The organism is Lysinibacillus sp. NPDC095746 (genome assembly GCF_044763535.1).
Taxonomy (GTDB): domain Bacteria; phylum Bacillota; class Bacilli; order Bacillales_A; family Planococcaceae; genus Lysinibacillus.
Window position 1 is genome coordinate 1 of sequence record NZ_JBIWGL010000047.1, and the last position, 22,430, is coordinate 22,430.

The 22,430-nt window shown below is 37.2% G+C and carries 22 protein-coding genes, 1 rRNA gene and 1 other annotated feature; of the genes, 16 read left to right on the forward strand and 7 right to left on the reverse strand.

Features of this window, described 5'->3' with window-relative positions; translation table 11 throughout:
* From rrf to asnB, 4 genes are all read left to right on the forward strand, one after another.
* Positions 1–89 (forward strand): 5S ribosomal RNA (gene rrf, locus ACIQ7N_RS22385); the annotation flags it as partial.
* A gap of 298 nt (positions 90–387) precedes the next feature.
* A complete protein-coding gene (guaB, locus tag ACIQ7N_RS22390; RefSeq protein ID WP_132364686.1) occupies positions 388–1,851 on the forward strand; it encodes an IMP dehydrogenase in 1,464 nt (487 codons plus the stop codon).
* A 141-nt stretch (positions 1,852–1,992) separates the two neighbouring features.
* On the forward strand, positions 1,993–3,315 hold the full coding sequence (locus tag ACIQ7N_RS22395; protein ID WP_402936341.1) for a D-alanyl-D-alanine carboxypeptidase family protein: 1,323 nt from the start codon (positions 1,993–1,995) through the stop codon (positions 3,313–3,315).
* Between the two features lie 101 nt (positions 3,316–3,416).
* Entirely contained in the window at positions 3,417–5,255 is a 1,839-nt protein-coding gene (gene asnB, locus ACIQ7N_RS22400) for an asparagine synthase (glutamine-hydrolyzing) (RefSeq protein WP_402936343.1), read from the forward strand.
* Between the two features lie 23 nt (positions 5,256–5,278).
* Here asnB and pdxR read toward each other — a convergent pair whose 3' ends face one another.
* A complete protein-coding gene (pdxR, locus tag ACIQ7N_RS22405; protein ID WP_402936344.1) occupies positions 5,279–6,703 on the reverse strand; it encodes a MocR-like pyridoxine biosynthesis transcription factor PdxR in 1,425 nt (474 codons plus the stop codon).
* A gap of 105 nt (positions 6,704–6,808) precedes the next feature.
* Between pdxR and pdxS the strand changes: the two genes are divergently transcribed.
* The 3 genes from pdxS (at position 6,809) to serS (ending at position 9,882) form a co-directional block, all read left to right on the forward strand.
* The gene (gene pdxS, locus ACIQ7N_RS22410; protein WP_402936346.1) at positions 6,809–7,693 is read left to right on the forward strand and encodes a pyridoxal 5'-phosphate synthase lyase subunit PdxS; all 885 of its coding nucleotides are present in this window, start codon (positions 6,809–6,811) and stop codon (positions 7,691–7,693) included.
* A 1-nt stretch (position 7,694) separates the two neighbouring features.
* The gene (gene pdxT / locus ACIQ7N_RS22415) at positions 7,695–8,258 is read left to right on the forward strand and encodes a pyridoxal 5'-phosphate synthase glutaminase subunit PdxT (protein ID WP_402936348.1); all 564 of its coding nucleotides are present in this window, start codon (positions 7,695–7,697) and stop codon (positions 8,256–8,258) included.
* 49 nt (positions 8,259–8,307) lie between these two features.
* Positions 8,308–8,531: a binding site (T-box leader), on the forward strand.
* A gap of 70 nt (positions 8,532–8,601) precedes the next feature.
* Positions 8,602–9,882: a serine--tRNA ligase gene (gene serS / locus ACIQ7N_RS22420; RefSeq protein WP_248717582.1), complete on the forward strand. Its 1,281-nt coding sequence runs from the start codon at positions 8,602–8,604 to the stop codon at positions 9,880–9,882.
* Between the two features lie 86 nt (positions 9,883–9,968).
* Here the strand turns inward: serS and ACIQ7N_RS22425 are convergent, their stop codons facing one another.
* From ACIQ7N_RS22425 to tadA, 3 genes are all read right to left on the reverse strand, one after another.
* Positions 9,969–10,211, reverse strand: a complete 243-nt coding sequence (locus ACIQ7N_RS22425; RefSeq protein WP_248719113.1) for a TM2 domain-containing protein — start codon at positions 10,209–10,211, stop codon at positions 9,969–9,971.
* A 253-nt stretch (positions 10,212–10,464) separates the two neighbouring features.
* Complete coding sequence (locus tag ACIQ7N_RS22430) at positions 10,465–11,604, reverse strand: SPFH domain-containing protein (RefSeq protein WP_402936350.1); 1,140 nt, start codon at positions 11,602–11,604, stop codon at positions 10,465–10,467.
* Between the two features lie 287 nt (positions 11,605–11,891).
* Positions 11,892–12,410, reverse strand: a complete 519-nt coding sequence (tadA, locus tag ACIQ7N_RS22435) for a tRNA adenosine(34) deaminase TadA (protein WP_402936352.1) — start codon at positions 12,408–12,410, stop codon at positions 11,892–11,894.
* Between the two features lie 153 nt (positions 12,411–12,563).
* On the opposite strand from tadA, the gene ACIQ7N_RS22440 reads away from it, so the two are divergent.
* The 8 genes from ACIQ7N_RS22440 to ACIQ7N_RS22475 all read left to right on the forward strand — a co-directional run bounded on the left by ACIQ7N_RS22440 (position 12,564) and on the right by ACIQ7N_RS22475 (position 19,390).
* Positions 12,564–12,899, forward strand: a complete 336-nt coding sequence (locus ACIQ7N_RS22440; protein WP_402936354.1) for an ArsR/SmtB family transcription factor — start codon at positions 12,564–12,566, stop codon at positions 12,897–12,899.
* A gap of 20 nt (positions 12,900–12,919) precedes the next feature.
* Positions 12,920–13,876, forward strand: coding sequence for a cation diffusion facilitator family transporter (locus tag ACIQ7N_RS22445; protein ID WP_402936356.1), 957 nt, complete (start codon positions 12,920–12,922; stop codon positions 13,874–13,876).
* 75 nt (positions 13,877–13,951) lie between these two features.
* Positions 13,952–14,284 (forward strand): metal-sensitive transcriptional regulator, encoded by a 333-nt coding sequence (locus tag ACIQ7N_RS22450; RefSeq protein ID WP_402936358.1) that lies wholly within the window; start codon positions 13,952–13,954, stop codon positions 14,282–14,284.
* Positions 14,285–14,342: 58 nt separating this feature from the next.
* Positions 14,343–14,549 (forward strand): copper chaperone CopZ, encoded by a 207-nt coding sequence (copZ, locus tag ACIQ7N_RS22455; protein ID WP_068986807.1) that lies wholly within the window; start codon positions 14,343–14,345, stop codon positions 14,547–14,549.
* Between the two features lie 81 nt (positions 14,550–14,630).
* Positions 14,631–17,042, forward strand: coding sequence for a heavy metal translocating P-type ATPase (locus ACIQ7N_RS22460; RefSeq protein ID WP_402936360.1), 2,412 nt, complete (start codon positions 14,631–14,633; stop codon positions 17,040–17,042).
* A gap of 264 nt (positions 17,043–17,306) precedes the next feature.
* The gene (locus ACIQ7N_RS22465; protein ID WP_402936362.1) at positions 17,307–17,945 is read left to right on the forward strand and encodes a deoxynucleoside kinase; all 639 of its coding nucleotides are present in this window, start codon (positions 17,307–17,309) and stop codon (positions 17,943–17,945) included.
* Positions 17,942–18,610, forward strand: a complete 669-nt coding sequence (locus ACIQ7N_RS22470; protein WP_142510992.1) for a deoxynucleoside kinase — start codon at positions 17,942–17,944, stop codon at positions 18,608–18,610. Before ACIQ7N_RS22465 ends, ACIQ7N_RS22470 begins: the two co-directional genes overlap by 4 nt.
* A gap of 252 nt (positions 18,611–18,862) precedes the next feature.
* Entirely contained in the window at positions 18,863–19,390 is a 528-nt protein-coding gene (locus tag ACIQ7N_RS22475; protein WP_402936364.1) for an LOG family protein, read from the forward strand.
* Positions 19,391–19,536: 146 nt separating this feature from the next.
* Here ACIQ7N_RS22475 and ACIQ7N_RS22480 read toward each other — a convergent pair whose 3' ends face one another.
* Both ACIQ7N_RS22480 and ACIQ7N_RS22485 read right to left on the reverse strand, forming a co-directional pair.
* The gene (locus tag ACIQ7N_RS22480; protein WP_402936365.1) at positions 19,537–19,866 is read right to left on the reverse strand and encodes a 6-aminohexanoate hydrolase; all 330 of its coding nucleotides are present in this window, start codon (positions 19,864–19,866) and stop codon (positions 19,537–19,539) included.
* Entirely contained in the window at positions 19,859–20,095 is a 237-nt protein-coding gene (locus tag ACIQ7N_RS22485) for a helix-turn-helix transcriptional regulator (protein WP_132364652.1), read from the reverse strand. The genes ACIQ7N_RS22480 and ACIQ7N_RS22485 overlap by 8 nt, the downstream gene beginning before the upstream one ends.
* Before the next feature lie 310 nt (positions 20,096–20,405).
* On the opposite strand from ACIQ7N_RS22485, the gene ACIQ7N_RS22490 reads away from it, so the two are divergent.
* The gene (locus ACIQ7N_RS22490; RefSeq protein ID WP_402936367.1) at positions 20,406–21,032 is read left to right on the forward strand and encodes an RraA family protein; all 627 of its coding nucleotides are present in this window, start codon (positions 20,406–20,408) and stop codon (positions 21,030–21,032) included.
* A gap of 48 nt (positions 21,033–21,080) precedes the next feature.
* Here the strand turns inward: ACIQ7N_RS22490 and ACIQ7N_RS22495 are convergent, their stop codons facing one another.
* Positions 21,081–22,355 carry a cation:dicarboxylate symporter family transporter gene (locus ACIQ7N_RS22495; RefSeq protein WP_132364648.1) on the reverse strand — a complete coding sequence of 425 codons (1,275 nt, stop codon included), beginning with the start codon at positions 22,353–22,355 and terminating at the stop codon, positions 21,081–21,083.
* Positions 22,356–22,430 lie beyond the last annotated feature (75 nt).

The following is a 22,430-nucleotide window of genomic DNA, read 5'->3' on the forward strand; positions in this document are numbered from 1 at the left end:
CCCGTTCCCATACCGAACACGGAAGTTAAGCTCTTTAGCGCCGATGGTAGTTGGGGGCTTCCCCCTGTGAGAGTAGGACGTCGCTAGGCAATGTAAACAGTCAGCTGCGTGCTGACTGTTTGTTTTTTTATAAAAAATCTTAATAATTTATCAATAATTCAGCAAAACTTGCCTAAAATAAGACAGATCTTAACTATTATCTATTCTAAATGTAGAAGAAATTAAAAAAGCCTATACTTTTCATAGTAAAAAAGGGCGAAAAGACTATCAGAGTTACCACATCGAAAAATCTGAATTGTCTTTCTTTTATAAGTTTCTTGACAGTAGCTTAGCACGTTGTTAATCTTACAATTAATATTCTTTAAACTATAGGAGGACGTTACGAAAATGTGGGAAACTAAATTTGCCAAAGAAGGTTTAACTTTTGATGATGTATTATTAGTACCAGCGCATTCAGAAGTATTACCGAAAGATGTTGATTTATCAGTTCAACTAACACCGAAGATTAAATTAAATATTCCAATGATCAGCGCAGGCATGGATACAGTTACAGAGTCTAAAATGGCAATTGCTATGGCACGTCAAGGTGGTATCGGTATTATCCATAAGAACATGTCAATTGATGAGCAAGCTGAACAAGTAGAAAAAGTAAAACGTTCTGAAAATGGCGTTATTACTAACCCATTCTTCTTAACTCCGACTCACCAAGTTTTCGATGCTGAGCATTTAATGGGTAAATACCGTATTTCTGGTGTACCAATTGTTGATAGTATGGAAAACCAAAAGCTAGTAGGGATCATTACAAACCGCGACTTACGTTTCATTTCTGACTATTCTTTAAAAATTGAAGAAGTTATGACAAAAGAAGATTTAATTACAGCTCCTGTTGGAACGACTCTAGAGGATGCTGAAAAGATTCTTCAACAATATAAAATCGAAAAGTTACCAATTGTAGATGAAGAAGGTAAATTAACTGGATTAATTACAATTAAGGATATTGAGAAGGTAATTGAGTTCCCTAACGCTGCTAAAGACGTACATGGTCGTTTATTAGTAGGGGCAGCAGTTGGTGTTTCAAAAGATACGATGATACGTATTGAAAAGCTTGTTGAAGCACAAGTAGACATCGTAGTAATCGATACAGCTCACGGTCATTCTGAGGGTGTATTACAAACAATTCGCTCTATCCGTGAATCTTATCCAGAGCTTGAAATTATCGCTGGTAACGTGGCAACTGCTGAAGGTGCACGTTCATTATTTGAAGCTGGAGCAGATGTAGTAAAAGTTGGTATTGGCCCGGGATCTATTTGTACGACTCGTGTCGTAGCAGGTGTTGGTGTACCACAAATTACAGCTGTTTACGATTGTGCGACAGTAGCACGTGAGCTTGGTAAAGCAATTATTGCTGATGGAGGCATTAAATACTCAGGAGACATCGTTAAAGCTCTAGCAGCTGGTGGTAACGTTGTAATGCTTGGTTCACTTCTTGCAGGTACTTCTGAATCTCCTGGTGAAACTGAAATCTTCCAAGGTCGTCGCTTTAAGGTTTACCGTGGTATGGGTTCAATTGGCGCTATGGAGAAAGGTTCAAAAGATCGATATTTCCAAGAGGATGCGAAAAAATTAGTACCAGAGGGTATTGAAGGTCGTCTTCCATACAAAGGGCCACTAGCAGATACAATTTATCAATTAATCGGTGGTATTCGTGCAGGTATGGGCTATTGCGGTTCAGCTAACCTTGAGTTCTTACGTGAAAATGCTCAATTTGTTCGTATGACAGGTGCAGGTCTACGTGAATCACATCCACATGATGTACAAATCACAAAAGAATCACCAAACTATTCGATGTAATATATTACTAGCAACTTTTATGCTCTCGAATCGTCTACAAAGATGACACGAGAGCATTTTTTTATGATAGAGAGTGCGCACGGACATTACTATATATGATAAAATGTCGAGGACAAGATTATTTTTTGGAGGGCTTTAAAAGTGAAAAAGACAATGAACACTGTTATTCGCTTACTCCTAATTCCTGTTTTGTTATTTAGTGTTTTAGCAGGTATTCCTGCGAAAGCAAATGCAGAAACAGATTTAGGACTACATGTGGATGCTGCAATTTTAATTGACGCAGATTCAGGAAAAATTTTATATGAACAAAATGCAGATACTTCACTAGGTATTGCGAGTATGACAAAAATGATGACTGAATACCTGTTATTGGATGCAATTGATGCAGGTACAGTTAAATGGGATCAAGAATATCACGTAACTGATTATACGTATAAAATGTCTCAAAACCGTGCATTAAGTAACGTACCATTGCGTAGAGATGGAACTTACACTATTCGCGAATTATATGAAGCAATGGCAATTTACTCTGCAAATGCTGCAACAGTGGCGATAGCAGAAACAATTGCGGGTACTGAAACTGAGTTTTTAAAGCTAATGAACAAAAAAGCAGAAGAGCTTGGTCTTAAAGGCTATAAATTCGTAAACTCTACTGGTCTTAATAATGCAGATTTATTTGGTATGCAGCCAGCTGGTACTGGACCGAAAGATGAAAACGTAATGCCTGCTAAATCTGTAGCTAAATTAGCATATCATTTACTAAAAGATCATCCAGACGTATTAAAAACGTCTAAAATTGCGGAAAAGACGTTCCGTAAAGGTACAGATGATAGCATCGATATGATAAACTGGAACTATATGTTGCCGGAATTAGCGTACAAATACGAAGGCGTTGATGGATTAAAAACAGGTACAACAGACTTTGCTGGACATTGCTTTACAGGTACAGCAGAGCGCAATGGTACACGTTTAATTTCTGTAGTTATGAAGGCTGTAGGAGAGGATCCAAAAAAGGCACGCTTCGATGAAACAGCTAAATTATTTAACTATGGTTTCTCACAATTCTCGAAACAAGAAATTATTCCAGCTAACTATAAGTTTAAAGATGAAGAAACAGTAAAGGTTACGAAAGGTAAAGAAAACAAAGTAGCGATTGCTGTTAAAGAACCAGTTTCATTTATGGTCAAGTCATCTGAGAAAGATTTATATAAACCTAAACTAGTATTAGATAAAAAGAGTCTTGAAGCAGAGGTTAAGAAGGATACAGTTGTCGGGAAGGTAGTTATTGAGCGCTCAGAGGGCACAGATTACGGTTTTATTGACGGTAAGGGCCTAAAAGCCGATGTTGTTACAACAGAGGCTGTGGAGCGTGCTGGTGGTATCTCATTATTCTTCCAAGGTATTGGTAGCTTCTTCGGAAACTTATGGAGTGGCATTACTGACTTTGTTGGTGGCTTATTTTAATAATTAATATAAAGAACACGTGGATGTTTTAAAACATCACGTGTTCTTTTCACATTTTTACGCTTTCCTGCATACGCTATTAGGCGAAAGGATGTGGCTAAATGTGTGGCATTACAGGATGGGCTAGCTTTCAAAAGGATTTAAGAACAACTAATGACATTCTAAAATTAATGACGCAAACGTTAAATAAACGAGGGCCAGATGATGAAAATATTTGGTGTAGTGAGCATATTGCATTTGGCCATCGACGGCTAGCCGTCATAGATTTAATCGGTGGGAAGCAACCGATGAAAAAAGTACATGATGGTGCAAACTATGTCATTACATATAATGGCGAGCTTTATAATACAGAAGAATTAAGGAAAGAGCTGCAAAAAAGAGGGCATCTGTTTACAACACATTCAGATACGGAAGTACTATTAACTGCTTATATTGAATGGAAAGAGCAGTGTGTTGATTTTTTAAATGGAATTTTCGCTTTTGGTGTATGGGATGAACAATTACAATCTCTGTTTTTATGCCGAGACCGATTAGGTGTAAAGCCTTTATTTTACACAGAACAACAAGGCGGCTTACTTTTTGCATCCGAAGTGAAAGCATTATTAGCTCATCCATTCATTAAAACAACCGTTAATACGGAAGGGCTAGCAAATATCATGGCTGTAGGACCGTCTAGAACGCCCGGAAAGTCACCTTTTCACAATATTAATGAGTTACGTCCAGGATATGCAATGCGTTTTTCTAGAGAGGGTATACGAGTTTGGCAGTATTGGCAGTTACAAAGTAAACAGCATGAAGAGTCATTAGAGGAGACAATCGATCATGTCCGTTTTTTATTAACGGATGCTATTGAACGACAGCTTGTTTCAGACGTACCAATCTGTACATTTCTTTCAGGAGGATTAGATTCCAGTATTATTACGGGAATTGCTGCTACCATGTTTCAGCAACAAAATAAAGGCAAACTTCATACGTACTCTATAGACTACGAGGATAATGAACGCTTTTTTAATCCACATGCTTTTCAAACATCCACGGACACGTATTGGATTCAAAAAATGACAGATACCTTTAGTACAACACACCATGCTGAAGAAATTTCTCAGCAGCGATTAATCGATTGCTTAGTAGAATCTGTCATCGTTAGAGATTCACCAGGAATGGCAGATGTTGACTCATCGTTATTATGGTTTTGTCGAGAAATTAAACAGGATTTTACCGTTGCGCTATCAGGTGAATGTGCAGATGAAATTTTCGGTGGTTATCCATGGTTTACAGAAACGACTACAGGTTTTCCATGGATTCGTTCATTGTCTGAAAGATCAACAATGTTACAGGAGCGATGGCGTAAGAAATTAAAAGTTGAATCATATGCACAACAGGCTTATTCACAGACAATTGCTGAAGTACCCTATCTTGATGGAGAGAGTATTGAGGAAGTAAGGCAACGAGAAATGTTTTATTTAAATATGGTATGGTTTATGCAAACATTGCTGGAACGAAAAGACCGTATGAGCATGGGGGCGAGTCTTGAAGTCCGTGTGCCGTTTGCAGATCATCGTCTTGTAGAATACACGTGGAATATTCCTTGGGAAATGAAAAATTTAGACGGTATGGAAAAGGGTTTACTTCGTAAAGCAATGCAGCATTTATTGCCAGAAGAAGTTTTATATCGGAAAAAGAACCCGTATCCTAAAACGTATCATCCAGTTTATACAGCGGGCGTTCAAAAATGGCTCAGAGGCATAATGGAGGACAAAAATTCAATTCTGCATGAATTATTTGAACGACAGAAACTAATAGAACTCATTGAATCGGGTGGTAGTTCTTTCAAAGTTCCTTGGTATGGACAATTAATGGCAGGGCCACAGCTTTTAGCTTATCTGGGTCAAATTCATACATGGTTTGAGCTTTATAATATTCAACTAATAGAATCATAATCAAAGAAAAACCAGTCAACCTTTTAACGTGAGGTTGATTGGTTTTTTTTCTGTATAGCCCAACAGTGCATTAGTTTTTCGATAGAAGGTTCAATTTCATGCACAGGTATGCCTCCAAAGCCTAGTAAAAATTGAGCTTTTGAGGGTGAGGAGTGATCCAAGCGATAATCAGAGAGTGGATAGATTCTGATTTCCGCATTGGAAGCAAGCTGCTGTAATTGCTTTTCAGACAAAGTATGTTGTACATCGAGTAAAATATGCATGCCTGCTTGCTCACCAGTAATGTTAATTTTATTAGAATAGTTTTCTAAAATAGAAGTAAGTTTTTCATGCTTTTTTCGATAAATCTTTCTCATCCGATTTAAATGCTTAGCAAAATGGCCGTCACGCATAAAATTAGCTACAATATGTTGATCGAAACGAGGTACTGTCGATGAATAGTAATTAAAGACATCATTATAAGCTGCAAGTAATTTTGGTGGAAGTACAAAATAAGCGACGCGCAAGGACGGCATTAATGATTTTGTAAATGTACTCATATAAATTACTTTATCATTTCGATCTAATGCATGAAGTGCAGGAATTGGTTTTCCAGTATAACGAAATTCAGAATCATAATCATCTTCAATAATGTATCGAGAGGAGCTTTGTGAGGCCCAATTTAAAGCCTGAGCACGTCTTGTAGCCGATAATACTGCTCCTGTAGGGAATTGGTGAGATGGCGTGATATAAACAACGTCAGCGCTAGTTTTTTCGAGCTCATGAATGATAATTCCTTCATCATCGACCGCAATTGGATAAACCTTTCGCTTATGCTGAGAAAACATCCGATGCACAGCTGGATATCCTGGGTTTTCAAGGGCAAAACAAGTATTGTCACTAAAGAGGCGCAAAATCATTGGTAGAAGCTGTTCTGTTCCTGAACCGATGACAATCTGCTCGGGACTACAAACAACCCCGCGTGATTGAAATAAATAATTAGCAATCTCCGTTCGCAAAGATAGTTCCCCCTGAGGCTCACCTGTTAATAATAATTCCTTTGAGCCATCATCAAAGAGCTCTTTCGCATATTTTCGCCATGTTTGAAAAGGGAAGGCATCAATATCGATGGAACCAGGATTAAAATCTATTTTGTACGATTTTTTCTTAGGTTGTTCGTTTAAGAAAGTTATTGTGTCCTGCTGAATATACGGAAGTTCGTCAATTTCCTCTACAAAATAACCGACACGGGATTTAGACATAATATACCCTTCAGCAAGTAGCTGTGCATAGGCAATTTCAATTGTTGTTTGTGAAATATTCAAAAAATCGGCTAATTTTCTTTTTGATGGTAATTTTTCTCCTACTGCTATTTTCTTTGTAATAATAGCTTCTTTAATGCCGCTATAAAGCTGATCGTAGAGCGGTTTTTCACCATTTTTTTCTAGTTGGAATAAGAGCATGTCCATGTGTATTAATTCTCCTGACCTTACGATTATTTTATAAACTGGATATTTTTATATGGTCAATTTCAATTATACTAAATTTCATCATAAAGGTGGAGGTTAGAGATCATGAAACAAACAGGTACAGAATTAGTGAAGCGCGGGATGGCGGAAATGCAAAAGGGTGGCGTCATTATGGATGTTATTAATGCAGAACAAGCGAAAATTGCGGAAGCGGCAGGAGCTGTAGCTGTTATGGCATTAGAACGAGTACCATCAGACATTCGTAAGGCGGGTGGTGTTGCACGTATGGCTGATCCTCGTATTGTCGAGGAGGTATTGGGGGCAGTATCCATTCCTGTAATGGCTAAAGCACGTATTGGACATATTGTAGAAGCAAGAGTGTTAGAAGCAATGGGTGTCGATTATATTGATGAAAGTGAAGTATTAACGCCAGCAGATGAAGAGTTTCATTTATTAAAAAGTGATTACACAGTGCCCTTTGTTTGTGGGTGTCGTGATTTAGGTGAAGCTGCTCGACGCATTGGTGAGGGAGCTTCTATGCTACGAACTAAAGGGGAACCAGGGACAGGTAATATTGTTGAGGCAGTTCGACATATTCGTAAAGTGAATGCGCAAGTACGTAAGGTAGTTGGCATGACAGAGGATGAATTAATGACCGAGGCTAAATTGCTCGGTGCTCCTTTTGAATTATTAAGAGAAATTAAGCGTCTTGGCCGTTTACCAGTAGTGAATTTCGCAGCAGGTGGCGTTGCTACGCCAGCAGATGCAGCATTAATGATGGAGCTTGGAGCAGACGGTGTATTTGTTGGTTCTGGTATTTTTAAATCAGAGAACCCAGAGAAATTTGCTCGTGCAATTGTTGAGGCTACTACACATTATAAGGACTACAAGCTAATTGCCGAAATTTCAAAAGAGCTAGGTGTTCCGATGAAAGGCATCGATATTGCACAGCTTAGTCACAATGAGCGTATGCAAGAGCGAGGCTGGTAAGATGAAGCGAATCGGTGTTTTAGCATTACAGGGAGCGGTAAGAGAGCATGTGCAAATGTTAGAGTCTCTTGGATGCGAAGCGGTCTTAGTAAAACAAAGTACTGATTTAGAGCAGCTTGATGGACTTGTCTTGCCTGGTGGAGAAAGCACAACGATGCGGAAATTGCTGAATCGCTATGAGCTATTGGAGCCAATCCGCACACTTGCAAAGCAAGGTTTACCGATGTTTGGAACATGTGCAGGATTGATTTTATTGGCAAAGGAATTAGTGGATTATGAATCACATTTAGCAGTAATGGATGTGGTAGTTGCACGGAATTCTTATGGACGCCAGGTAGATAGCTTTGAAGTGAAGCTCGACATACCGGAAATAGGTGCTGCCATTCCGGCTGTCTTTATACGTGCGCCACATATTGTTTCCGTAGGTGAAGGTGTTGAAATATTAGCAGAGCATGACGGGAAAATCGTGTTAGCGAAAGACGATCATTTATTAGGATGTTCCTTCCATCCTGAATTAACATCAGATGCACGAATTCTTGAATATTTTGTATCTTCTATGGTATGACTTGCAAAATTTCACTTCATATAGTACAGTATGGATAAAATTTAAATAACTGAACACGATGATGGGAAGTAGTAGCAAGCACGTTTTTTTTAGAGAGTCAGCGGGTGGTGGAAGCTGATAAAAGCACTTGTGAATCCGTCCTGGAGTTGCGCAGTCGAAGTGAATGAAGTAGGCTGTCGCCGGCTGAAATGCCGTTATGAGATAAGTGGATTAGACAAAGTACAATGTGTCTAATCAATTAGGGTGGCAACGCGGGTAGCTCTCGTCCCTTTTGGGGATGAGGGCTTTTTTGTGTTTCTACTAAATATTTTCCCATCATTAACAATCTACTGGAGGTATGACGATGTTAGATATTAAACGCGTGCGCGACAATTTCGCGGAAATTAAAGAAATGCTATTAACACGTAATGAGGATTTAGGAAATTTAGACGATTTTGAACAATTAGATGCAAAGCGTCGTGAATTAATTGCAAAAACAGAGGAGCTTAAAGCTGAACGTAATAAAGTATCTGAACAAATTTCAATCATGAAGCGCAATAAAGAAAATGCGGATGAAGTTATTGCACGTATGCGTCAAGTTGGCGATGAAATTAAAGAGCTAGATGTCCAATTAAATGATGTAGAAGAACGCTTTAAAGATATGATGATGCGTTTACCAAACATTCCACATGAATCTGTACCAGTTGGCACAACAGAGGACGATAATGTAGAGGAATATACTTGGGGTGAGATTCCAACATTTGATTTCGACATTAAAGCACACTGGGATATCGCTACAGATTTAAAAATTGTAGACTTTGAACGTGGTGCAAAAGTGACTGGTAGTCGTTTCTTATTCTATCGAGGTCTTGGCGCTCGTTTAGAACGTGCATTAATGACGTTTATGATGGACTTACATGCAGAAGAGCATGGCTATGAAGAAATGCTACCACCTGTAATTGTCAATCGTGATAGCTTAACAGGGACAGGACAACTACCTAAGTTTGAAGAAGATGTCTTTAAGTTAGATGACACAGATTATTTCATGATTCCAACAGCAGAAGTACCTGTGACGAACTTCTATCGTGATGAAATTTTACCAGCTGAAGCATTACCACATGGCTTTGCAGCATATAGTGCATGCTTCCGTTCAGAAGCAGGTTCTGCAGGTCGCGATACACGTGGTTTAATTCGCCAACACCAATTTAACAAAGTAGAATTAGTACGCTTTGTAAAACCAGAAGAATCTTATGAACAGCTAGAACTATTAACAGGTCATGCAGAAAAAGTACTGCAATTATTAGGATTACCATACCGCAAACTAAAAATGTGTACAGCTGATTTAGGCTTTACTGCAGCGAAAAAGTACGATTTAGAAGTGTGGATTCCAGCTCAAAATATGTACCGCGAAATCTCTTCATGCTCTAACTTTGAAGATTTCCAAGCACGCCGAGCAAATATTCGCTTCCGTCGTGAGCCAAATGCAAAACCAGAGTATGTCCACACATTAAACGGCTCAGGTCTTGCAATCGGTCGTACAGTAGCAGCAATCCTAGAAAATTATCAGCAAGCTGACGGAAGCGTAGTGATTCCTGAAGTATTAAGACCATATATGGGCGGAAAAGAAGTAATCGCTCCAAAGTAAACCGAGTCGAAAAAAAGCGGCTAAAAGAAAAAGCTACTGTTGAAAATATCTAATCTCAACAGTAGCTTTTCTTTTTTTAAAGTAGGTTAGCGAGGTCGAACTCGATGTTTCACAGAGAAGTTATGTTCGTTAGAAAGCAAGTAAATAACGCCCTCTATAAAGCCTATAAGGGCCGGAATATATGTCCAGAAGAAGATGAGGTACAATATACCTTGTCCAATTTTCCCTAAGTAAAATTTATGGATTCCGATTCCACCTAAAAAGATAGCTAGTACCCCTGCGACTGTTTTATTTTTTATAGGCCAAGAAGGATCAATGCCATCATACATAGGAGCTGAATATTGAGGCTGCGTTTGATATACAGGCTGTGATTGCTGTTGATAAGCCGGTTGTTGCACAATTTGCTGTTCTTTTTGGAAATTGAATTTTTCACCACAATATTTACATTGAGCTAATGTAACATCAGCCGCTGCTCCACATTGTGGACATTCGATATTTTTCATGTCAATATCTCCTAATCAATGATACTTGTTTAATTTACATTTTCCGATGTATTGTTTTTAACTACATTGTTATGATTATCTATTGAATTGATTCGACTGGAGTACCGCAGTTATTACAAAATTTCGAAGTAACATCTAGTTCTTGTCCACATGAACAAACAGGCTTGTGTAAACTAGTTCCACATGAAGAACAGAATTTTGATGATTCCTCGTTTTCACTCTGACAAGAATGACATGTAATGACCTTTAGCATTAAATTTTCACCACATAAGTTGCAAAACTTACTAGTAGATACGATATTACCATGGCAAGAAGGACATATTTTATGTGTAACATTATTGCTAGGCTGTTGTACTTGTTGATTCATCATAGTCGCCATACCTTGCCCTACGCCTAAGCCAACTCCACTTGTAGCAAATAATCCAGCTACTCCATTGTCATTTGATGCAGCAGATTCATATATATCAAAGCTACGTTGTGTTACATAACGATTGTCACCCATAATTTCGAACTTAGCTTTATCTTGTAAAATTTCATTTATTTTATTGAAATCTTCTTCTGGGAAATTAATTGATTGAATATGGAAATGGGCCATTATAAAACCATACGCATTGAATTCTTCAGATATTTTTTCTTTTAAACTATTTGAAATATTATGAAGCTCTGTTGTTATTTCTAGTGCAGAGATTTTCTCATTAATAATTTTATTTGCAAGTTCAGTTTTTATGGATGTAATAAGAGAACCTTTAAAGTAATCTTGTACTTTTTCGAAACTAACAATATCATCTTTGTTCATAGAGCCTATAACTTCTGTAAAGAATAATAAATAGTCATCAAGGCGGAGAGCCAATTGTCCAAATGCTCGTATACGTAATTTTACAAAGTATTTTGGATCAATTAGTTGAATAGGATCAGAGGTTCCCCAATATAAATCTAATTTTACCGTTAGATTTATAAAGTAGATTTCTGCTGAAAAAGGTGTATCCCCTCCATAAGCAAAATTCACAACATGGTGAAGTAATGGTAAGTTATTGGTTGATAAAACATGTGTGCCTGAATTAAATACATCACATATTTGCCCACCCTTTACAAATATGGCGACTTGCCCTTCGTTGACGATAAGTGTAGTGCCTAACACTAGCTTTTCATTCGGATGCTTGTAGATTAACCAATCGCGCGAGCGTAAACCATCGAACTTCACTCTATCCAAAATAGGCATTAAAACATTACCTCCCTATTAATTACCTTTTAAATAAAATTATTACTAGTTATATTTTCCCTTTTCAGTTTATGCATGTCAATGGTTTATGTATATTGAAATTTTTCTTTAGGTTAGCCAGTAATGTACTTGCCATATCGCATTTTTCATTTTTTAGATTGCGTATTTAAAAATATTATTGTTATGAATATGTTGTCACTATTACGACATATTTCATATATATGCTATCCCCTAATCATAAAAAAGAAGGTGCCTCCATCTGAGACACCTTCTACTCTATGTGAAATTTAAAACTTTTCATTTTCAACCACTAAAGCTTGTCGTGCTTTTTTCTCCGCTTTTTTTCGTTCACGTAATGCTCGGAAAAAATCGGTTAAGATTTGTCCGCATTCCTCAGCTAAAATTCCTTCTGTTACTTCGCATTCATGGTTAAAGCGTGCATCGTTTAATAATCGATAGAGTGAATCTACACAGCCTGCTTTTATATCCCTTGCACCATATACGACACGCGGCACACGAGATTGCAAAATGGCACCTGCACACATAGGGCAAGGTTCAAGTGTCACATAGAGTGTTGTTTTTTCAAGACGCCAGCTACCTATTTTTTTACAAGCATCTTGAATAACCATTAATTCAGCATGCGTCGTTGCATTTTGTGTTGTTTCTCGTAAATTATGAGCGCGTGCAATAATCTCTCCATCATAGACAAGCACAGCTCCTATTGGTACTTCTCCAAGTAAAGCTGCTTTTTTAGCTTCTTCTAGTGCACTGTTCATAAACAATCGGTCTGTTTCAAAAATATCCACTATAATCTCTCCTTATCACTTAGTGTATCTTGCTTAATTGACAATTGCTACTATGACGTGAAGATAAAACGTTGACATTTCCAAAACAAACATTTATATTTATATATGAACACATGCTCATGTATAAATATAAAAAGGTTAGGAGTAAACTAGATGGATGAAAAATTACAAAATACAGAGGTTCAGGATAACAAAGAGCAACATTTAGACGAAGAAACACTATTTGTCGTGTCTCAAACATTTAAAGCATTAAGTGATCCGACAAGAATTCGTATTTTAAATTTATTATGTACGGATGAACATTCAGTTAACGACATTGCTGAGGTTTTAGATTTAGGTCAATCAACAGTTTCACATCAATTACGTTTTTTGAAAAATTTACGGTTAGTGAAATATAGAAGAGAAGGTACAACTTTATATTATTCAAAAGATGATGATCACATTATGAATTTGTTGATGCAAGCTATTGAGCATGCTACACATAACTAGATAAAATGGGGGGATAAAACATGGGACATAATCATGATCACAGCCATGATCATACACATGGCGCAAACAAAAAGGTTTTAATAGTATCATTTATTATTATTACGAGTTATATGATTATTGAAGCGTTTGGGGGCTATTTAACAAATAGTTTGGCTCTTTTATCTGATGCAGGTCATATGTTAAGTGATTCCATATCATTAGCAATAGCCTTACTTGCCTTTATATTGGGAGAAAAGGCAGCAAGCTATAGTAAAACATACGGTTATAAACGATTTGAAATTTTAGCAGCAGTATTAAACGGTGTGACATTAATTTTGATTGCTTTATTCATTTTCTATGAAGCAATCAAACGTTTTGCCAATCCACCGGAAGTGGCAACTACAGGGATGTTGATTATTAGTACAATCGGTCTTTTGATCAATATTTTAGTCGCTTGGATTATGATGCGTGGCAGTGATACAAAAGATAATTTAAACATGCGTGGTGCTTTCTTACACGTATTAAGCGATATGCTTGGATCTGTAGGGGCCATCGTAGCCGCATTATTAATCATGTTTTTTGGTTGGGGCTGGGCTGATCCACTTGCGAGTGTTATTGTTGCAGCATTAGTATTGAGAAGCGGCTACTATGTCACGAAGGCTGCCGTTCACGTTCTTTTGGAAGGAACACCTTCAAACGTAGACGCTGAAGAAGTTATACAAACTATTGTACAAACAGATGGTGTGCATAGCATTCACGATTTACACATTTGGACAATAACAAGCGGAACAAATGCACTTTCTTGTCATGCAGTTGTGGAAGGCCAGCTAAAAATTGCAGATAGTGAGAATATATTACGAGAAATTGAACATAATCTTGAGCATAAGGGCATAAAGCACGTAACGATTCAATTGGAAACAGTAGCACATAAGCATGATAACTCCATTTTATGTACAATAAAAAATGAGCAGTCAAATCATCACGACCATCATCATTAAAAAATAAAAATTTTCAGCTTTACATACCCTTCGTGGGTATGGTAATATGAAATTGTAAGGTAGGAGGTGTATTAAATGGAGGATATAGTGAAAGAAGAAGCTTGTCATATAGAGGAAGCTACTTCGTGTCGAAAAAGCCATCATCCGGAACGCGTTAAAAAGGATTTAACGACTCGTTTAAATCGAATTGAAGGTCAAATCCGAGGTATTAAAGGGATGATTGACAAAGATGTTTATTGTGATGATATTATTACGCAACTGTCTGCCACACAATCTGCTTTAAATAGTGTAGCAAAGATATTATTAGAAGGTCATTTAAAGGGATGTGTAGTAGATCGCCTATCAGATGGTGATGAAGCAGTGTTAGACGAATTAGTAGTGACTATCCAAAAATTAATGAAGAAGTAAAATTTTTTAATAAATAGATACCCCTATATAGTATTTAAAATAAAAGGAGAGATATTTTATGCAAAACGTAACTTTAAACGTACAAGGAATGTCATGTGGGCATTGTGTAAACTCAGTGGAAAAAAGTGTTGGAGCTTTAGCTGGCGTTGAACAAGTAAAAGTAAACTTAGCTGATGGTTTAGTAGATGTAGCATTTGATGAAACACAAGTATCTCTAGACCAAATTAAAGAAACAATCGACGATCAAGGCTATGACGTTAAATAATATAAATAGGGTGCTCATGTAGCACTCTATTATTTTCAATTACACATACCCCTAGTTGGTATGTAGGGAGGAGAAATAATCATGAGTTCAGAAATAAAAGAAGCGAATTTGCAAATTACAGGTATGACATGTGCAGCCTGTGCCACTCGTATAGAAAAAGGTTTAAATAAAATGGAAGGTGTAGAACAAGCGACAGTTAATTTAGCTCTTGAAAAATCATCCATTAAATATGATCCGACAAAATTAAACGAAGAAGATTTTGAAAAGAAAATTGAAGCACTTGGTTATGGTGTCGTGAAACAAAAAACAGAATTCAATATTACGGGCATGACATGTGCAGCCTGTGCTACGCGTATAGAGAAGGGTTTAAATAAACTAGCAGGTGTATCCTCTGCAAACGTTAACTTAGCACTCGAAAAAGCTACGATAGAATTTAACCCATCTGAAGTGACGATTGCACATATTATTGCAAAAGTTGAGAAATTAGGATATGAGGCTCATCAAAAAGTAGATGAGCAAGAAACGGTGGATCATCGTGAGCAGGCTATCAAACAACAGCAGAAAAAATTTATTTTATCGGCCATTCTTTCATTACCATTACTGTGGACGATGGTAGGACATTTTTCATTTACATCATTTTTATATGTCCCTGAATTTTTAATGAATCCATGGGTACAAATGGTGTTGGCTACTCCTGTTCAATTTATCATTGGGAAACAATTTTATGTTGGAGCCTACAAAGCTTTACGCAATGGTAGTGCCAATATGGATGTACTTGTAGTAATGGGAACATCTGCGGCGTATTTTTATAGTTTATACCAAGCAATTATTACTACGGGATCACATCATGCCCCTCACCTATATTTTGAAACGAGTGCCGTATTAATTACTTTAATTTTATTAGGGAAATTATTTGAGGCAAAAGCAAAAGGTCGTTCATCTGAAGCAATCAAAAAATTAATGGGCCTTCAGGCAAAAACGGCCATCGTTGTTCGTGACGGTGTAGAGAAAGAGGTACCGTTAGAAGAAGTAGTCATTGGTGACATTATTTTAGTGAAGCCTGGTGAAAAAATTCCTGTTGATGGTGAGGTATTAGAAGGAACAACAGCTGTAGATGAATCGATGTTAACAGGGGAAAGTTTACCTGTTGATAAAAAGCAAGGTGACCTATTATTTGGTTCTACTATTAATAAAAATGGCTTTATTAAAATGACAGCAACTAAAGTCGGTCGTGATACGGCCTTAGCTCAAATTATTAAAGTTGTAGAAGATGCACAAGGCTCCAAAGCACCCATCCAGCGCTTAGCAGATCAAATTTCAGGTATTTTTGTACCAATCGTTGTTGGCATTGCGCTTGTCACGTTTTTAATTTGGATTATTTGGGTGCGACCTGGTGAATTTACGCCTGCACTTGAAGTGTTAATTGCAGTTCTTGTTATCGCTTGTCCATGCGCACTTGGATTAGCAACGCCAACATCTATTATGGCGGGCTCTGGTCGTGCAGCGGAATTTGGTATTTTATTTAAAGGTGGAGAACATTTAGAGCAGACACAAAGCATCGATACAGTAGTTGTTGATAAAACAGGTACAGTGACACACGGCAAGCCTGTATTAACGGATGTTATACTAGCAGCAAATCAAGATGAAACACGCTTTTTATCGTTGATTGGTGCAGCAGAGAAGCAATCAGAGCATCCGTTAGCAGAAGCAATTGTTCAAGGGATTGTTGATCGCGGTATTGATCTAGGAGATGTTCAATTCTTTGAAGCAATACCAGGTTACGGTGTGCAAGCGACTGTCTCTGGTCAAGGCGTTGTCATCGGTACACGTAAATTGATGCAACAATACGGTATTCATATTGATGATATCCTACCAACAATGGAACAATTAGAGGAAAACGGTAAAACGGCCATGTTAGCTGCAATTAACGGTCAGTATGCTGGTCTAGTTGCGGTTGCTGATACAGTGAAAGATACTTCAAAAGAAGCGGTTAGTCGTCTACAAGAAATGGGCATTACTGTCATTATGATGACTGGTGATAATGAACGTACAGCACAAGCAATTGGAGCAGAAGTTGGTGTGAATCATGTGATTGCTGAAGTGTTACCAGAAGGTAAAGCTAATGAAGTAAAAAAACTGCAAGCTACTGGTAAAAAAGTAGCGATGGTTGGTGATGGCATTAATGATGCCCCAGCACTTGCGACAGCTAATATTGGGATGGCGATTGGTACCGGTACAGACGTGGCTATGGAAGCAGCGGATATCACACTGATTCGTGGCGATTTAAACAGTATTGCGGATGCTATCATCATGAGTCGTAAAACAATGCGTAACATTAAACAAAACTTATTCTGGGCATTTGCTTACAATACATTAGGTATTCCAATTGCCGCAATCGGATTACTAGCCCCTTGGGTAGCAGGTGCAGCGATGGCATTTAGTTCCGTATCTGTCGTTTTAAATGCACTGCGTTTACAGCGAGTTAAATTATAAGGGTAACGATAGATCCACTTTGAGTGGGTCTATTTTTTTATTTATTTCAGCGGATGTCACAGAATTGGTTTTGGCCTCCTATTTTAATAGAGAAATAGTTTGGTTCTGTTTTTCACTTTCTCACTATGATACAATGAAAAGCACTGATTTATTTTCTAAGCCTCTGGACGCAATTATGCCGAGGCATAATTGATATAATTATACAAACCTCGAGGACGGGGCAATTGACGATAGAATCCATAGAACATAAAGGAGGAGCTTCTAGTGACGGTTCCATTTGTTACGGTAGAAGGTCCGATTGGTGTTGGTAAAACCTCTTTATCTAAAGAGATTGCAGCGACATTTAATTACCATCTATTGAAAGAAATAGTAGACGAAAACCCTTTTTTAAATAAGTTTTATGAAAACATAGAGGAATGGAGCTTCCAAACGGAAATGTTCTTCCTATGTAATCGCTACAAACAATTATCGGATATAAAAAATTTCCGTTTAACAGAAGATAAACCTGTTGTAGCGGACTACCATATTTTTAAAAATTTAATATTTGCCAAGCGTACATTGGCGTCAGCTGAGTATGATAAATACGAGGAAATATATAAAATATTAACGAAAGATATGCCTGTACCGAATGTAGTTGTTTATTTACATGCCAGTGTTGATACATTGATGAAACGTATTGCGATGCGTGGCCGTGAATTTGAAAAAATGATTTCACGGGATTACATGGAGCAACTGGTGGCAGATTATCATTCCTTTATCGAGCATTTTGAGAATATGCATCCAGATATTCCTGTTATTCGATTTAATGGTGATCAGCTTGATTTCGTAAAAAATCCAAATGATTTGAAATATGTTTTACAAACAATAAAGGATACGTTACAACAAAGGAGCTTGCAACAATGAATTTGAGAGAGAAGTATGGTATTCCTCCACAAACGGTCATTACAATCGCTGGTACGGTTGGTGTAGGGAAGTCAACAATGACAAAGGCGTTGGCAGAAGCGTTAAATTTCCGTACTTCATTTGAAAAGGTGGATACTAACCCATATTTAGATAAATTTTATGAGGACTTTGAAAAATGGAGCTTCCATTTACAGGTGTATTTTTTGGCGGAGCGTTTTAAGGAGCAGAAGCGAATCTTTGAATATGGCGGCGGATTTATTCAAGATCGCTCTATCTACGAAGATACTGGAATTTTTGCTAAGATGCACTATGACAAAGGTACAATGAGCCCAACAGATTACGAGACGTATACAAATCTATTTGATGCGATGGTGATGACACCGTATTTCCCACATCCAGATTTACTTGTTTATCTAGAGGGGCCAATTGATGCTGTCATTGGTCGTATTCAAGAGCGTGGACGTACAATGGAGCAACAAACACCGAATGATTATTGGATTGAAATGCATGACCGCTATGAGAACTGGATCAATAATTTTAATTCATGCCCAGTTCTTCGTTTGGATATTAATGATTATGATTTATTAAAAAATCCTGAAGCAATTGAATCAATTGTGAGCCGCATCAGTCATATGCTAAAACAAACAAGTCATTTACGTAAATAGAAGGTTAGATAAAGCTAATCATTCAAAAATATTAGGAAGATAACTATTGGGGTTCTGGCCGAAAGCGAAGCGACAGGCACAAACAAGTCATTTACGTAAATAGGAAATGGACTATGCTAAAATTTATGACCGAATGCGCAGCTATGTGCAGAAAAAAGTAATTGCAGAAAATAAATGATCAAAAGACGTGAGACAATATGTAACCTATTGTGTCACGTCTTTTGAATAGGAGGGATTGTTATAAGAATAGCGGTGTATTGCGGTTCTGGCTTAGGCTTAAACCCAATTTATGCAGAGAAAGCAACCGAATTAGGGACTGTATTAGCTCGAAATGGTCATGGTGTCGTTTATGGTGGTTCGAAAACAGGACTGATGGGCAAAGTTGCAGATGCAGTATTAGAGGCTGGAGGAGAGGTTATTGGCGTGATGCCAACTCATTTACAGCAGCGGGAAATAGCACATGCCTCGTTAACAGAGCTTCATTTTGTTGAGTCAATGCATGTACGTAAAGCCAAAATGGTAGAGTTAGCAGATGCTTTTATAGCTTTACCAGGTGGTGGAGGGACAATGGATGAATATTTTGAAGTGTTTACATGGGCTCAAATTGGACTACATGAAAAACCTGTAATTTTATATAATATAAATCATTTTTATGATCCGCTTTTACAACAACTTCAGAAAATGCTGGAGGAAGGTTTTATACGAACTGAACAGAAGTCACTTGTTCATGTAGCTGGTACATCGGAAGAAGTATTACATTTATTAAAAAAACATGGGTAATTTTTTGCCGACTTCATGCCACGTTTTTTATAGCTTCACTTTTCTTCTCTTTAGGGTCATGAAAAAGTGCTACTTTAAAATAAATAAAAGAATCCATTTTGAAAAAGGTTGATCAAAATGGATTCTTTTCTAATAGCTATGTAAGATTATTTAATTTCTTTTCTATATAATCTAATTGCGTAAATTGCCCCAATTAAAAATACAATCCCTTGAAATAGTAGAAAGAACTGACGGAAGTATTCGATATTACTATCAACTAATGAAATAAAAATAGCATTCATAATAATTTGGGTAGTAAACATACATGAAATGATTTTAAGATAAATAGCATTCGTTCTTTCATCGGGTTGCCCAATTTTTCTACTGAAGATGAAAAGTATAACTATAGAACCTAGTAATAGAATTGCTGTAATGCCTACAACAATATTAAAATTATCAGTACTTTCTAACATCCAATTGTTTAATAAATCAATCATTATTATCTTCCTTTCGTACATAAGAGAATATTTCATTTATATCAACCTCAAAAAAGTTGGCTATTCGATATGCTAACACTAGTGAGGGGGAATAATTATTCTTTTCCATTACAAAGATAGTTTGCTTAGAAACTCCAACAGCGTCAGCTAACTCCTTTTGTGACATTCTTCTTAAAACCCTATGTTCATACACCTTATTTTTAATAGAATCACCAAATTCTCCTTTCAAAACGATCGCCTCCTATTTGCTGATGTAAACATCATAACTTATAATTTAACAAAAGTAAAGTAAACTTATACTTAATATATTTATTTTTATATAAAAGTAAGTTTATGTGTACCTTACTATAAATACATTTATACAATTTTCTCCTGTAGGCAAAAGTATTTTTAATCAAAAACTATTGATCTTTTTAACAATTATTAATTCTAATAGCAACATAAATTACGTAATTTTCTGAAATATATTGAAATAGTAGATGAGTTTTATTTACAATAATTGTGTAAAGCTTTCGTAAATCATAATAGGGGTGTTATAGATGACAAAGGTGGAAGTAAGTTTTAAGCATTTGCCAACGACTGCAGTTTCAGATGCGACAGGAGGACATACGAATTTACGCAGTGATATTAAACCGTTAGCAGATCATTATAAAATAGCTGGCCGTGCGGTAACAGTACGCTTACCAGATGGCGAAAATGGTGCAGTATTGGAAGCCATTCGAGCTGCTCAAGAAGGGGATATTTTAGTAATTGACGCTAAAGGGAATACCAATCGTGCAGTTGCTGGTGATTTTGTCCTTTCATTAGCGAAGGGTATAGGTGTTCAGGGCTTTGTCGTTGATGGTGTTATTCGTGATATGGCAGCTATTCGTGAACTAGACTTTCCCGTATTTTCACTGGGCACAACGGTAGCAGCTGGCAATAAAAACGGCGGTGGCCAAGTAAATGTTCCTATTGCTATTGGAGGCGTTTCTGTTCGCCCCGGTGATTATATTATTGGGGATGTGGACGGTGTCGTTGTCGTGCCACAGGAAGATGCAGAGCGTATTGTGGCAGCCGCTGAGGTAAAGCTTGAAAAAGATGACGTACGTGCTCAAGAGGCACTTGCAAATGGAAAAGATTCTATTATTAAATATTTAGATAAAGTATTAAGTAATCAAAAATAAAAAAACCCTCACGATGCCATCCATACATCGTGAGGATTTTTTTAATTTTTATGCTAAATTTTTATTTTCATTAAAGTAATTTTTCATTTTCTCTGAATCGAAACGGCCTTCCCATTTCGCCATAACTAAAGATGCAAGTGAGTTACCAATTACGTTAACGACTGTACGTCCCATATCGAGAATACGATCGATACCTGCGATAAATGCTAAACCTTCAATTGGAATGCCGACAGTACCTAAAGTTGCTAGAAGCACAACGAATGATACTCCTGGAACACCTGCAATCCCTTTAGATGTAACCATTAATACAAGCATTAACGTAATTTGTTCACCAATGCTTAGGTGAATACCGTACATTTGAGCAATAAATAATGCAGCAATAGCTTGGTACAGTGTAGAACCATCTAAGTTAAAGGAGTAACCGGTTGGAATAACAAAGGATACGATATCCTTAGGAGCACCTAGTTTCTCCATTTTCATCATAATTCGCGGTAACACAGCTTCAGAACTTGCTGTTGAGAACGCTAAAATCAGCTCATCTTTTAGTACTTTAATTAAGAAGAAGATACTGATACCTGTAAATTTGGCCACAAGACCAAGAACGACAAAGATAAAGAATAGCATTGTTGCATAAACAAGTATAGCGAGTTTACCAAGTGGTATTAGGGAAGCGAATCCATATTTGGAAACGGTTACACCAATTAAACCAAATACCCCAATTGGAGCGAATTTCATTACGAGGTTAGTTACCCAGAACATCGTATCTGCTACCCCTTGGAAGAAGTCTAATACTGGTCTTCCTCGTTCGCCAATGGCAGCAACCCCTAAACCAAAAATAACTGAGAAGAAGATGATCGCAAGCATATTACCTTCAGACATTGCCTGAACGATATTTGTTGGTACAATGCCTACAATAATATCAAATGGTCCTTCATGCTGTACTTCTTCTGTAGTGGCAACGTATTTTGAAATATCTCCTTGAGAGAGCTCGTTCATGTTTATACCCGCGCCTGGTTGGAATAAGTTTGCGGAAAGTAAACCAATGACAATTGCTACTGTTGTAATAATCTCGAAGTAAATAAGCGATTTTCCGCCTAATCGTCCAAGCTGTTTCATATCTCCAGTACCAGCAACACCAACGATTAAAGTTGAAATAATAATCGGTACTACAATCATTTTAATTAGATGAAGGAAAATATCACCTAAAGGTTGTAGATATGTTTCAATTTTGGGGTTTCCGTAAAAGATACCACCAATAATAATCCCTAAAATCAAACCGACTAAAATTTGAGTGGCTAAACTGATTCTAAATTTCTTCTTCAAAACCTTAGTACCTCCTAATATTAAAATTTTTAGGACTTGCCTTACTTTAATAATACAGAGGACTTATGAAATCCG

Coding starts and splice junctions, on each gene's coding strand:
- guaB (WP_132364686.1), top strand. CDS start 388: ATGTGGGAAACTAAATTTGCCAAAGAAGGTTTAACTTTTGATGATGTA.
- asnB (WP_402936343.1), top strand. CDS start 3,417: ATGTGTGGCATTACAGGATGGGCTAGCTTTCAAAAGGATTTAAGAACA.
- pdxR (WP_402936344.1), bottom strand. CDS start 6,703: ATGGACATGCTCTTATTCCAACTAGAAAAAAATGGTGAAAAACCGCTC.
- pdxS (WP_402936346.1), top strand. CDS start 6,809: ATGAAACAAACAGGTACAGAATTAGTGAAGCGCGGGATGGCGGAAATG.
- pdxT (WP_402936348.1), top strand. CDS start 7,695: ATGAAGCGAATCGGTGTTTTAGCATTACAGGGAGCGGTAAGAGAGCAT.
- serS (WP_248717582.1), top strand. CDS start 8,602: ATGTTAGATATTAAACGCGTGCGCGACAATTTCGCGGAAATTAAAGAA.
- ACIQ7N_RS22425 (WP_248719113.1), bottom strand. CDS start 10,211: ATGTATGATGGCATTGATCCTTCTTGGCCTATAAAAAATAAAACAGTC.
- ACIQ7N_RS22430 (WP_402936350.1), bottom strand. CDS start 11,604: ATGCCTATTTTGGATAGAGTGAAGTTCGATGGTTTACGCTCGCGCGAT.
- ACIQ7N_RS22440 (WP_402936354.1), top strand. CDS start 12,564: ATGGATGAAAAATTACAAAATACAGAGGTTCAGGATAACAAAGAGCAA.
- ACIQ7N_RS22445 (WP_402936356.1), top strand. CDS start 12,920: ATGGGACATAATCATGATCACAGCCATGATCATACACATGGCGCAAAC.
- ACIQ7N_RS22450 (WP_402936358.1), top strand. CDS start 13,952: ATGGAGGATATAGTGAAAGAAGAAGCTTGTCATATAGAGGAAGCTACT.
- copZ (WP_068986807.1), top strand. CDS start 14,343: ATGCAAAACGTAACTTTAAACGTACAAGGAATGTCATGTGGGCATTGT.
- ACIQ7N_RS22460 (WP_402936360.1), top strand. CDS start 14,631: ATGAGTTCAGAAATAAAAGAAGCGAATTTGCAAATTACAGGTATGACA.
- ACIQ7N_RS22470 (WP_142510992.1), top strand. CDS start 17,942: ATGAATTTGAGAGAGAAGTATGGTATTCCTCCACAAACGGTCATTACA.
- ACIQ7N_RS22480 (WP_402936365.1), bottom strand. CDS start 19,866: ATGATTGATTTATTAAACAATTGGATGTTAGAAAGTACTGATAATTTT.
- ACIQ7N_RS22490 (WP_402936367.1), top strand. CDS start 20,406: ATGACAAAGGTGGAAGTAAGTTTTAAGCATTTGCCAACGACTGCAGTT.